Origin of the sequence: Elizabethkingia bruuniana (assembly GCF_002024805.1) — a bacterium.
Classification (GTDB): Bacteria; Bacteroidota; Bacteroidia; order Flavobacteriales; family Weeksellaceae; genus Elizabethkingia; species Elizabethkingia bruuniana.
Map to the genome: position 1 here is coordinate 2,998,175 of NZ_CP014337.1, position 12,428 is coordinate 3,010,602.

Consider the following 12,428-nt stretch of genomic DNA (forward strand, 5'->3'; position numbering starts at 1 on the left):
TTCTAATTAAAAGTCAATATTTACACCTAGAGAAACTGTTTGAGCAAAAGGGTAACCTCCAACAACTCCTTGTGGTTGTTCTGGATCTATAGTTCCTTTAAAGACTCCCAGTTTGGAAAATGTTAATAAATCTTCACCGGAAATATAAATTCGCATACGAGAGATTGGCATATTCTTTAAAGCCTCTTTAGATAAAGAATAACCTAATTGAACATTTTTTAGTCTTGCATAAGCACCATTGATAAACCATTTATCAGAATTCACATAATTATGATCTCCGGATAAATAAGGTCTAGGGAAAGCGGCATTAGGATTATCAGGTGTCCAGTAGTCCATTTGGAATGTCATTGGTAAATTCCAAGGTTGAATCGCAGGCTGCATTAACTCATTACCTGGCTTAAATCTACGTTTAGCGATTCCCTGGATAAAGAAACTAAAGTCTACATTCTTATAATTCAGGGCAACATTAAACCCAAACTGATATCTTGGGTTAGTATCTCCTAAGTATACTAAATCTCCATGATCAGATACAGTTCCTTTTCCTGGACTAATCTCACCATTTCCATCAATATCCACATAACGAACATCTCCAATTCCTGGTACACCAGCTTTGTTCAATAGCTTCTTATAACTAGGAGCCTTATCTACATCTCCTTGGTTTTGAAAGTATCCATCTGTTTTATATCCCCAAACAGAATTCAGTGCATATCCTTCTACCAAAGAATTTACACCTGCATTAATTGAATTGCTTGTGCCCCCATACCAAAGTAATTTATTCTGACTATCGGATACATTTGCTGTAATACTGTACCCAAAATCTTTTCCTATTTTATCTTTATAGCTTACAGTCGCTTCCCATCCCCATACTTTCAGTCTTCCTGCATTTTGTTTTGGAGTACTAATACCAATTGTTGCAGGTAAACTTACAGGTACTAGCATGTTATTATTATATTTATTATAATAATCAAAAGAACCAGTTAATTTACGATTGAATAATGAAAAATCGACTCCTAAATTTCTTGTCTCAACGGTTTCCCAGCCTAATAATAATGCCGGAAGACTATTTTGATACACATAAGTTTGTCTACCATTTCCTAAAACCAAACTTGTTCCTGTAGATAATTGCGATATATAATCATAATAACCTATACCAACATTAGAACCTACTTTTGCCCAAGATACCCTTGGTTTAAATTCATTCAATATATTTCCAGAAATTTTATCAAACCATGATTCTTTTGCTATATTCCAACCCAATGAAAATGAAGGGAAAATTTTGATTCGATCTCCATCTGTTAATCTTGAACTTTCATCACTTCTTATGGTAGCTTCAAATAAATATTTTTCTTTATAGTTATAATTAAATCTACCAAAATAAGATTGCATAATATCCGAGTTTACACCCTCCGCATTAGACTTATTCGCAGCATCAGATGTAAATCCTAAACTTGGATTATCATTAACAAATAAATTTTTGGTACTTCCTTGTAAATAGCTATATCTATATTTCTGTAATTGGTAACCTCCTAATAGGTGGAAATTATGACCTCCTTGTAATTTCAAATCATAATCGACCATACCCTGAAAGTTTTCAGTAACTGTTTTATAATTAGTAACGGAATAATTATTAGGGTCATTTAGTTTTTTTATAGAATTGGCTGTTGGTCCTGCATAATAAGAAAGTGTTCTTCTAAAGTTCTTATTTTCCTGATCTGTAGTTTCTCTACCATATACCAATTTAAAATCTAAACCTTTAGCTAAATTCGTAATAGTGGCAGTAATGTTATTAAAGAAATTTTCTTTTCTGTCTCTATTAAATCCTCCATCTTTAAGTAAAGCATATCCAAAATAAGATGAGGTACCACTGATATAATAACTTCCGTCAGGATTAAAAATAGGAAATCTTAATCTTGAATTATACATTTGTCTAAAAATACTATTTCCACCACCTTCTAGTCCATTACCTCCATCTTGTGGATTATCCGTAGCTTGGGATGTATAAGCACTGCTGATATCAAATTTAAGATAATCATTAACTTTAGCAGAAACATTAATTCTTGCATTCCATCTGGAAAATAAATCTTCACCTACTTTAAAAATTCCATTTTGTTGCATATTACCAATGGAAGCCATATAGGTAACTTTCTCATTTCCTCCGGAAATTTGTATATTATTGTTTGTCAATGTATAAACATCTCTTAGCGTAGCTTTTATAAAGTCTTGCTGATTATATGTTCTCCACAAGTTATTTGTAGGATCTAGAACAAACTCTATTCCCCTACGAGCATAATCAAGATCATCATCTTTATACTCTGGTGCCAATCCTGCATTTTTTCTTGCAAGATTCATGTACTCCATTTCTTCTATTAGCGTTAAACGCTTGGGAAGATTCATCGGTTTTTGGAACCCTGTATTACTCGAAAAAGAAATTCTTGCTTTCCCGCTTTTCCCTCTTTTTGTTGTAACCACTATTACACCGCCAGCTGATTGTGCACCATAGATAGCTGTTGCCCCCCCATCCTTCAACACACTGATATTATCAATATCATCCGGATTTAGAGAAACAAAGGTTGATTCTGAGCTGACAACACCATCTATTACATATAATGGACTGACATTACCACTAGCAGAGGTAACACCTCGAATCTGCAAGTTCAATCCTTGTCCTCCAACTTTTCCTGACGTCCTGGTTACCGTCAATCCTGGCGCAGCACCTTGTATCATATTAGCAACTGTTGGTGACGGTCGGTCTTCTAACATTTTACTATCAATTGTAGAAACTGCGGTAGTTAAATTAGTCTTTTTTTGCTTTCCATATCCGACGACAACTACCTCATCTATGGTCTTAGATTTAGTAGTAGTGTCTGACTTTTTAGCACTTTCTTTTCGATTAGGAGTTTGCTGAGCCACGGCCATATGAACTCCTGAAGTAGAGAGAAAAAAGGCGATAGCAACCTTCAGATAATTTGAAGGCACCATTGGGTGAATTCTCATAATTCGTTAATTTTAGGTTAATTAGTTTGTTAATTTTAAACGCAATCTAAATAAATTCGAACCCCAATATTAACATTACGTTAACTTTTTACGAAAACGTTTTAGTAAAATTCAAACCCCTGAAATAATGGCGTAAAAAACAATATCCCAATTTTCATATATTCTTGTTTTTTACCAATTTTATGCATTTTAGTAAAAAATAAATCCCCAAAAATGCCATATAGACAATACAAAACCCAAACTTTTATATTTTTGTATATAAATTAAGTTTCACTATATTTACCGAAACAATCATCAAAATAGACAAAGGAATGTGTAAAAAAATTCCTTTTTTATCCGTAAATTCGCATTATATATTTTTTTATGACTGAATCACAGGTTAAAAAAATCGGAGTATTGACTTCCGGAGGTGATTCTCCGGGAATGAACGCAGCTATTCGTGCTGTAGTCAGAACTGCTAATTATTATCATTTAGAATGTTTCGGAATCCGTGAAGGCTATTCAGGCTTAATGGAAGGCAACCTTACCAAAATGGGTGCCCGTTCCGTAAAAAATATCATCAACCAGGGCGGTACTATTTTAAAATCTGCCCGTTCTCTGGAATTTAAAACTAAGGAAGGAAGACAAAGAGCTTTTGAACAATGTCAAAAAGCTGGTATCGACGGATTGGTTTGTATCGGTGGCGACGGTACTTTTACCGGAGCAAAAATCTTTTGTGAAGAATTTGGGATAAAAGTAATCGGTGTACCAGGAACCATTGATAATGATATCTTCGGTACCGATAATACTATAGGATATGACACTGCACTAAACACTGCAATGGAAGCTATAGATAAGATCAGAGATACCGCAACTTCTCATAATAGAGTATTTTTTGTAGAAGTAATGGGACGTGATGCTGGTTTTATAGCGCTAAATAGTGGTATTGCTACCGGAGCTATAGACATTCTGATTCCTGAAAGAGAAGATAAGATTGAAGACCTGTTTGAAAACTTCAGAAAAGCTGAAGGAACAGGAAAGTCTTCAAGTATTGTAGTTGTTGCTGAAGGAGAAAAACTGGGTAACATATATGATCTTGCCCAGAAAACAAAAGATGAATTTCCGGAATTCGACATCAGAGTATCAACTTTAGGACACATCCAAAGAGGTGGTTCTCCAAGCTGTGCTGACAGAGTTCTTGCAAGCCGCTTAGGATATGGTGCTGTAGTAGGACTTATGCAGGGGCACACCAATGTAATGGCTGGTATAAGAGCCAACGAACTGGTTTATACTCCTATAGAGGAAGCCATCAGAAAACATAATGAAATGAATGGCGATTTAATGAAAATCGCCGAAATCCTTGCCATATAAATTATTTACTAATCAATTAAATTTATTTTAAAATGTCAAAAATCAAAGTAGGTATCAACGGATTTGGTAGAATCGGACGTCTTGTGTTCAAAGCAATGACTGAAAGAGACAATATTGAGGTAGTTGGTATCAACGACCTTATCGATGCAGAGTACATGGCTTACATGTTAAAGTACGACTCTGTACACGGGCAATTTAAAGGAGAGATTTCTGTAGAAGGCAACGACCTTGTTGTAAACGGAAACAGAATTCGTGTAACTGCTGAAAAAGATCCTAACAACCTTAAGTGGAATGAAGTTGGGGCTGAATATATCGTAGAATCTACTGGTTTATTCTTAACTAAAGAAAGTGCACAAGCTCACATTAACGCTGGTGCTAAAAAAGTAATTCTTTCTGCACCTCCAAAAGATGATACTCCAATGTTCGTAATGGGTGTTAACCACAACGAACTAACCGATGATATCAAAATCTTATCAAACGCATCTTGTACAACTAACTGTTTAGCTCCTTTAGCTAAAGTTATCCACGATAACTTTGGTATCGCTGAAGGTCTAATGACTACGGTACATGCGGCTACTGCTACTCAGAAAACTGTTGATGGTCCTTCAATGAAAGACTGGAGAGGTGGACGTTCTGCACTGAACAACATTATCCCTTCTTCTACTGGTGCTGCTAAGGCCGTAGGTAAAGTTATTCCTTCTCTTAACGGAAAACTTACAGGTATGTCTTTCAGAGTACCAACTGCTGACGTTTCTGTAGTAGATTTAACTGTAAGATTAGATAAAGCTACAACTTACGACGAAATCTGTGCTACTATTAAAGCTGCTGCTGAAGGTGAATTAAAAGGAATCCTTGGTTATACTGAAGATGCTGTTGTATCTCAGGATTTCGTAGGAGAAAAGAGAACTTCAGTATTCGATAAAGATGCTGGTATCATGTTATCTCCAACATTCGTAAAATTAGTTTCTTGGTATGACAATGAAACTGGTTACTCTAACAAGTTAACAGATATGTTAATCCACTCTGCTTCTTTATAATTAAGATCAGAATTCAGATAATGAACGCTTCCATTCGGAAGCGTTTTTTTGTTTCATACAACAAAGTTTTCAAAGCCGTTTTCTTCTTTTTATATCTCAATATTTCAAATTAAAAACATTTTAAATTTTTCTTTTAAAATATTTTTGTTAGATTTGTCTAACTTTTTAACTACACAGATATAACAATGAAGAAGTTTTATGTTTCAGTTTTGGCATTATGCAGCCAATATGTGTTTTCGCAAGGCTTTGTAAAAGACAGTCTCAAAGAAAATAGTATAGATGCCGTTGTAATGACAGGACTTTCTAAAAAAACATTTGTAAAAGATAATCCATTACCTATCAAAAGAATTACAGCTAAAATGATGGAGAAAACAAATGAGACGAATATTATAGATGCATTGGTACAAAATACTCCCGGACTGGTAGCCGTAAAAACCGGACCGAATGTATCAAAACCTTTTATAAGAGGTTTAGGCTATAACAGAGTACTTACTCTATATGATGGACACAGACAAGAAGGACAGCAATGGGGAGATGAGCACGGAATAGAAATAGACTCATATAATATTGCTCAGGCTGAGGTTATCAAAGGACCATCCAGTCTAATGTACGGATCCGATGCTATAGCCGGAATCATTAGTTTCTTCCCCTACATTCCCGTTACACCTAATACAGAGTCACTGAAAGCTACATCAGAATATCAGACCAACAATGGAATGGTGGGCGCAGGTTTCCGTTGGGCAGCTAACAAAAACAACTGGATTATTGCCACTTCAACTTCATTAAGATTTGCAAAAAACTACAGAAACAGTGTAGACGGAAGAGTTTACAATACCGGGTTTAATGAAAAAAATTTCTCTTTCTTATTAGGTTATCAGAAAGGGAATAATTATTCTCATTTCAATATTACTTATTACGATAATGAACAAGGAATACCTGATGGCAGCAGAAATCCTGAAACCCGAAAGTTTACAAAACAAATCCATGAGGCAGAGGAAGATGTAATGGAAAACAGACCAATTGTAAGCGACAAAGAACTGAACTCTTACAGCTTGTCTCCGCTACATCAGAATATCCGGCATCTGAGAATCTACACAAATAACCATTATGAGACCTCAATTGGGGATTTTTATGCCAATGTCGGTTATCAGCAAAATAACAGAATAGAATATAATCACCCGACTCAGACTTCACAAGCCGGAATGTTTGTAAGACTGAATACTTTAAATTACAGTTTCAGGTTTATACCAAACAATACCGGAAACTTTGAATTTAGCTTTGGTGCTAACGGAATGCTACAAAATAATAAAAATAAAGATGCAACAGATTTCCCTATTCCCAATTACAATCTTACAGACACAGGTATTTTTGCTTTTGCTAAATGGTCCAAAAACCGTTGGAACATAAGCGGAGGTGTCCGTTATGATCATAGAAACCTTCGTTGGAACGATTTTTATGTTGCAGCTGATCCTGCTACAGGTTTTGACAGACAAGTTTCTGCAAATACTCCGGATGCAAATCATCAGTTTAGTGCTTACCAGAAAAAATTCAATGGTGTATCCGCTAGTTTGGGGGCAAGTTACAAACTGGCTTCACAGTTGTATATAAAAGCCAATATTGGAAGAGCATACCGTGCACCAAATATTACAGAAATGGCTTCAAATGGTCTGGATCCGGGTGCTCACATTATTTATTTAGGAAATAAAAACTTCGATCCCGAATTTTCATTCCAGCAGGATTTAAGCCTTATTGCCAGTTATCGTGATTTCTCCGGAGAAATTAATGCGTTCAATAACAATATGGATAATTTTATTTATCTAACCATGCTATTGGACAAAGATGGGAAACCTCAAACCGATGCACAAGGAAACCGTACTTACCAATACCAACAGGCAAAAGCCCGACTATATGGATTAGAAGCATACTTTGCCCTGCATCCGCAAGCTTTAAAAGGATGGACACTAAGCAATAGTATCGCATTGGTATATGGTTTTAATAAAAACCCGGAATTCAAAGACAAAGGTACAAATGGAGAGTATCTTCCCTTAATAGCGCCTTTAAAATGGCTGGGTAAATTGGAGAAGAACTTTACACTCCGAAAAAATAACTGGAAGAATATTACTCCAATGGTAGAAGCAGAATATAATGCTGCACAGAACAGATATCTTGGACTCAATCAGACTGAATCTTATACCCCTTCATATTTTCTGATGAACATCGGAATCTCATCAGAATGGAAAGTAGGAAACAAAAGCAGTCTGATGTGCAATTTACAGGTAAACAATGTTTTTGACAGAGCCTATCAGTCACATCTTAGCAGACTAAAATATTTCGAACCACAGGAAACCATAAATACAGGACACAGAGGCATTTATAATATGGGAAGGAACTTTGCTTTGAAGTTAGTTTTCAGTTATTAGTTTGAGCGAGTTGATGTTGACAGTGGGTCCGAATACATGAAAAATCAAATGACATTACCCCGCCCTTATATTCAGGGCAACACTTTCATGTAACTTACAGGCTTTACTGTCAACTCTCAACTCATATTCGTATCTTTGCCTCATGATTCGTATTACTAAGATTTTCACATTTGAAACTGCTCATGTACTTTACAATTATGATGGTAAATGTAAAAACATGCATGGACATTCCTACAAGTTATTTGTTACCGTAAAAGGGAAACCTGTTAACGATTTAGACAATCCTAAAAATGGTATGGTTGTAGATTTCGGCGATATCAAAAAGATTGTAAACGAAGAAATTATAAACATATGGGATCATGCGGTACTAATCAATGCAAATTCTCCACACAAGGAGCTGGGGAACGAGCTTGAAGGAAGAGGACATAAAGTTATTTATTGCAGTTTTCAGCCAACATGTGAAAATATGTTATATGAAGTTGCAGCAAAAATACAAGCAAAGCTTCCTTCCGAAATTTCTCTTGCTTATCTTAAGCTCCATGAAACCGAAAACTCCTATGGAGAATGGTTTGCTGAGGATCAAACTGAAAATTGATTTTTATGAAAATTGATTTACAAGAAGGTAAAAAAATATATTTCGCTTCCGACCAGCATTTTGGAGCTCCTACTCCTAAAGAAAGCAAAGTCCGTGAAGCAAAATTCATCCGTTGGCTGGATGAGATAAAAAAGGATGCACAGGTGCTTTTTCTGATGGGTGACCTTTTCGATTTCTGGCACGAATGGCAACATGTAATTCCTAAAGGCTATGTAAGACTTTTAGGAAAACTTGCCGAACTAAAAGACAGCGGAGTCGAGCTTTACTTTTTTGTAGGCAACCACGATTTGTGGATGAAATCTTATTTTGAAGACGAACTGGAAGTTCCGGTTTATTTCACTAAGAAATACTACGAAATTGCCGGCAAGAACTTTCTTTTAGCCCATGGCGATGGATTAGGCCCCGGAGACAAAGGCTATAAAAGAATGAAAAAACTTTTCACCAATCCTGTAGCACAATGGTTTTTCAAATGGCTGCACCCTGATATCTCCATGAGAATAGCATTATATCTTTCTCAGAAAAATAAGATGATCAGCGGTGAAGAAGACAAAGAATTCCTGGGTGAGGACAAAGAGTTTCTGATTATCTACGCCAAGGAGAAATTAAAAACTGAAAAGATCGATTATTTCATTTTTGGCCACCGCCACTTGCCAATGGTATTGGATCTGAATGCCGGGCAATCAAAATACATTAACCTTGGTGACTGGATTGGCTATTTCACTTATGGTGTTTTCGATGGAGATCATTTTGAATTAAAAACTTACGAAGGATAAAACATGGAAAATCATCCCCTCATAGAAGTTATCAACAAAACAACACCTTTTGAGGAGGAAGATATCAGATTGTTTTTATCTGTTTTTGAAGAGAAAAAATTTAAAAAGAATACGCTTCTGCTGGAAGCCGGAAAAACAGCTCATGAAGCCTTTTTTGTTACTAAAGGAGCTTTACGCCAATACTACATCAATGAAGAAGGGCATGAAAGAGTCTGTTATTTCGCTTTTGAAAATGAATTTCTGACTGATTTGGAAAGTTTTTCCAGACAGATTCCGGCCACATCCTTTATTATTACCCAAGAAGAAACTACCTGCCTTGTTACTAGTTGCGTCAATCTTGCAAATGCAATGAGAGCATCAGAGAATATTGCAACTTTCTTTAAAGTTATTGTTGAAAATGTAGCTACAGAAAGTATGCGCAGAACAAAATCACTACTCTCCTTTTCTCCGGAAAAACAATTCCTGGAACTGATACAGGAGAAACCACAAATCCTGCAGAGAATTCCACAGCGATATATTGCACAATATCTGGGAATAGCCCCGGAAAGCCTGAGCAGAATCAGGAAAAGACTGATACAATCCTAAAACCTTAACCCAAGTCATCGTTTTAGGTACAACATTGCTTATATTTTTACAAAAAAAATATGCAGACAATACTTGGTGCCGGCGGAGATATAGGAACTCCATTAGCAAAAGAACTTAGAAGATATACTGACAAAGTCAGACTTGTTGCCCGAAATCCCAAAAAAGTAAATCAGGATGATGAATTATTTGCCGCCAATTTACTTGATGAAAAAAATGTTATTCAGGCTCTGGAAAATACAGATGTAGCATATCTTACCGTGGGTCTTCCTTATGATTATAAAATTTGGGAGAAACAATGGCCTGTTATTATACAAAATGTAATAAAAGCATGTCTTACCCATGGTACAAAACTCGTTTTTCTGGACAATGTATATGCATACTCTGAAAAAGAGATCGGAAATATGCACGAAGACAGCCACATTAATCCTCCTTCTAAAAAAGGAAAAATAAGGGAACAGCTCATAAAAAAGCTCCATGAAGCAGAAAAAAATAACGGATTAAAATTAATTATTGCTAAAAGTGCTGACTTCTATGGACCAGATGCAAAAAATGGTATTTTGAATCTTTTAGTTATAGATAACTTTAAAAAAGGTAAAAAAGCACAATGGCAATCTGACACTACCAAAATTCATTCTTTCACCTATACAATTGATGCAGCCAAAGGCCTTGCGTTATTAGGTAATACAGCCTCCGCATACGGGCAAAACTGGCATCTCCCAACTTCTACAGAAAGGTTAAACGGCAAACAATTTATAGAACTTGTAGCTACAGAACTAAATACAAAGCCCAGATATATGCTGTTATCCTCTTTTATGCTAAGACTGGCAGGCTTATTTTCTAAAACAATAAAAGAGCTTATAGAGATGCAATACCAGAATGACAGAGACTATTTCTTTAACAGTGAAAAATTCGTTAAGGAATTCAACTTTACACCAACAACCTACAAACAAGGAATAAAGGAAATTCTAAAAAGCTCATAGCTCCCGCAAAAACTTCGTAAATTTGTAGCGTTTTTGACATTAGTATTATGGAGTTAGACATTTTTAATATAAAAACAGAAGAGGATTTCACACAGGCTTGTCTGGAAACATTTCGTTATCAGTATCAAAATATTGAAGTTTACAGAAAATTTACAGATTATCTGAATATCAAACCCGAGGAAATTACTCAGGTAGAAGACATTCCTTTTCTACCAATAGAAATGTTTAAAAATCATACAGTAGTCGACCGAAACAAAAAACCTCAATTTTATTTTCAAAGCAGCGGCACTACACAAATGAACCTTTCTAAACATTGGATTTGTGACGCCGGGTTATACGAAGAAAGTCTTTATAAAAGTTTTGAACAATTCATTGGTAAGCCTGAAAACTTTGTTTTCCTGGGACTTCTGCCTAACTATCTGGAAAGACAAAACTCTTCTTTGGTCTATATGGTTGATTACCTGATGAAAGTTTCTAATCAGCCTGAGAATGGTTACTTCTTATATAATCATGAAGACCTTTTAAAACAGATTCAGCATCTGGAAAAGGAACAGAAAAAGTACATTGTATTTGGAGTTTCTTTCGCTTTATTAGACTTCTTAGACACGCTGCAACAACTTAGTATAACCAACTTTAAAATTCCTAATGGTATTGTTATAGAAACCGGAGGAATGAAGGGAAGAAAAGAAGAGATCACAAAAGATCAGCTTCTTCAGGAGTTGCAAACAGGTTTTGGTACTGAAAAAATTTACTCTGAATATAGCATGACTGAATTATTATCACAAGCTTATTCAAAAGGGAATAATGAATACGAAACACCGAGCTGGATGCGGATTCTTATTCGTAATACAGAAGATCCGTTTTCGTATGTAGATGAAGGGCGCACCGGAGCCATTAATATTATTGATTTAGCTAATAAGCATAGCTGTGCATTTATTGCCACACAAGATCTAGGTCGTTTTGATATCGACTCTGTTGGTAAAAGAAAATTTCAGGTTCTGGGAAGAATTGACCATTCAGATATCAGAGGTTGCAGCCTTTTGGTAAGCTAAAAGATATTTGATTCTTTTTTTTCTATCAATAGTGAAATATATAAGAAAAACTATATCTTCACAGGAAAACAAAAATTAATAATGCTTACTATAGATTCATTAGGATTCTCTGAATTAGAAACAGAAAGGCTAAAACTACGACGTGTTGATTTAAATGATGTAAATGAATTATTTGCGATGCGTTCCGACCCTCAAATAATGAAATACATCCCTAGACCGTTAGCTACAACACATGAAGAAATATTGGATTTTATCAAAGCAATTGATGAAAAAATAAATGCTAATGAGATCTTTAACTGGGCAATTACACTGAAAGGTCATTCCCAATTGATTGGAACAATAGGTTATTACCATATTAAACCTGAACATTACCGAGCAGAAATCGGATATATGTTACTTCCGGATTTTCAAGGAAAAGGATATGTTACTGAAGCAATTAATATGATCATTAATTACGGTTTTACAAAAATAGGTCTGCACTCTATTGAGGCATTAATTGATCCTGAAAACTTAGCATCAGCCAAAGTTTTAGAGAAATGTAATTTTATTAAAGAAGGTCATTTTAAGGAAAATGAATTTTATAATGGTCAATTTATAGATACAATAATCTATTCAAAACTAAATAAAATATAAATATCGCTC

General features: G+C 35.3%; 10 protein-coding genes. 9 read left to right on the forward strand and 1 reads right to left on the reverse strand.

Annotation, left to right across the window (positions count from 1 at the left end; all coding sequences use genetic code 11):
• Nucleotides 1–6: 6 nt before the first annotated feature.
• Nucleotides 7–2,994, reverse strand: coding sequence for a SusC/RagA family TonB-linked outer membrane protein (locus tag AYC65_RS13895; protein WP_034868643.1), 2,988 nt, complete (start codon nucleotides 2,992–2,994; stop codon nucleotides 7–9).
• 363 nt (nucleotides 2,995–3,357) lie between these two features.
• On the opposite strand from AYC65_RS13895, the gene pfkA reads away from it, so the two are divergent.
• From pfkA to AYC65_RS13940, 9 genes are all read left to right on the forward strand, one after another.
• A complete protein-coding gene (pfkA, locus tag AYC65_RS13900) occupies nucleotides 3,358–4,344 on the forward strand; it encodes a 6-phosphofructokinase (protein ID WP_034868640.1) in 987 nt (328 codons plus the stop codon).
• A gap of 32 nt (nucleotides 4,345–4,376) precedes the next feature.
• Nucleotides 4,377–5,381: a type I glyceraldehyde-3-phosphate dehydrogenase gene (gap, locus tag AYC65_RS13905; protein ID WP_009087903.1), complete on the forward strand. Its 1,005-nt coding sequence runs from the start codon at nucleotides 4,377–4,379 to the stop codon at nucleotides 5,379–5,381.
• Between the two features lie 185 nt (nucleotides 5,382–5,566).
• Nucleotides 5,567–7,801, forward strand: a complete 2,235-nt coding sequence (locus tag AYC65_RS13910) for a TonB-dependent receptor (RefSeq protein WP_034868637.1) — start codon at nucleotides 5,567–5,569, stop codon at nucleotides 7,799–7,801.
• A 142-nt stretch (nucleotides 7,802–7,943) separates the two neighbouring features.
• Nucleotides 7,944–8,396 carry a 6-pyruvoyl trahydropterin synthase family protein gene (locus tag AYC65_RS13915; RefSeq protein WP_034868635.1) on the forward strand — a complete coding sequence of 151 codons (453 nt, stop codon included), beginning with the start codon at nucleotides 7,944–7,946 and terminating at the stop codon, nucleotides 8,394–8,396.
• A gap of 5 nt (nucleotides 8,397–8,401) precedes the next feature.
• Nucleotides 8,402–9,169, forward strand: coding sequence for a UDP-2,3-diacylglucosamine diphosphatase (locus AYC65_RS13920; protein WP_034868632.1), 768 nt, complete (start codon nucleotides 8,402–8,404; stop codon nucleotides 9,167–9,169).
• Nucleotides 9,170–9,172: 3 nt separating this feature from the next.
• A complete protein-coding gene (locus AYC65_RS13925; RefSeq protein ID WP_034868629.1) occupies nucleotides 9,173–9,754 on the forward strand; it encodes a Crp/Fnr family transcriptional regulator in 582 nt (193 codons plus the stop codon).
• Between the two features lie 59 nt (nucleotides 9,755–9,813).
• Nucleotides 9,814–10,734, forward strand: coding sequence for an NAD-dependent epimerase/dehydratase family protein (locus AYC65_RS13930; protein ID WP_034868626.1), 921 nt, complete (start codon nucleotides 9,814–9,816; stop codon nucleotides 10,732–10,734).
• A 47-nt stretch (nucleotides 10,735–10,781) separates the two neighbouring features.
• Nucleotides 10,782–11,786, forward strand: a complete 1,005-nt coding sequence (locus tag AYC65_RS13935) for a LuxE/PaaK family acyltransferase (RefSeq protein WP_034868623.1) — start codon at nucleotides 10,782–10,784, stop codon at nucleotides 11,784–11,786.
• 81 nt (nucleotides 11,787–11,867) lie between these two features.
• The gene (locus AYC65_RS13940; protein ID WP_034868621.1) at nucleotides 11,868–12,419 is read left to right on the forward strand and encodes a GNAT family N-acetyltransferase; all 552 of its coding nucleotides are present in this window, start codon (nucleotides 11,868–11,870) and stop codon (nucleotides 12,417–12,419) included.
• Nucleotides 12,420–12,428: the final 9 nt, after the last annotated feature.

Coding starts and splice junctions, on each gene's coding strand:
- AYC65_RS13895 (WP_034868643.1), bottom strand. CDS start 2,994: ATGAGAATTCACCCAATGGTGCCTTCAAATTATCTGAAGGTTGCTATC.
- pfkA (WP_034868640.1), top strand. CDS start 3,358: ATGACTGAATCACAGGTTAAAAAAATCGGAGTATTGACTTCCGGAGGT.
- gap (WP_009087903.1), top strand. CDS start 4,377: ATGTCAAAAATCAAAGTAGGTATCAACGGATTTGGTAGAATCGGACGT.
- AYC65_RS13910 (WP_034868637.1), top strand. CDS start 5,567: ATGAAGAAGTTTTATGTTTCAGTTTTGGCATTATGCAGCCAATATGTG.
- AYC65_RS13915 (WP_034868635.1), top strand. CDS start 7,944: ATGATTCGTATTACTAAGATTTTCACATTTGAAACTGCTCATGTACTT.
- AYC65_RS13920 (WP_034868632.1), top strand. CDS start 8,402: ATGAAAATTGATTTACAAGAAGGTAAAAAAATATATTTCGCTTCCGAC.
- AYC65_RS13925 (WP_034868629.1), top strand. CDS start 9,173: ATGGAAAATCATCCCCTCATAGAAGTTATCAACAAAACAACACCTTTT.
- AYC65_RS13930 (WP_034868626.1), top strand. CDS start 9,814: ATGCAGACAATACTTGGTGCCGGCGGAGATATAGGAACTCCATTAGCA.
- AYC65_RS13935 (WP_034868623.1), top strand. CDS start 10,782: ATGGAGTTAGACATTTTTAATATAAAAACAGAAGAGGATTTCACACAG.
- AYC65_RS13940 (WP_034868621.1), top strand. CDS start 11,868: ATGCTTACTATAGATTCATTAGGATTCTCTGAATTAGAAACAGAAAGG.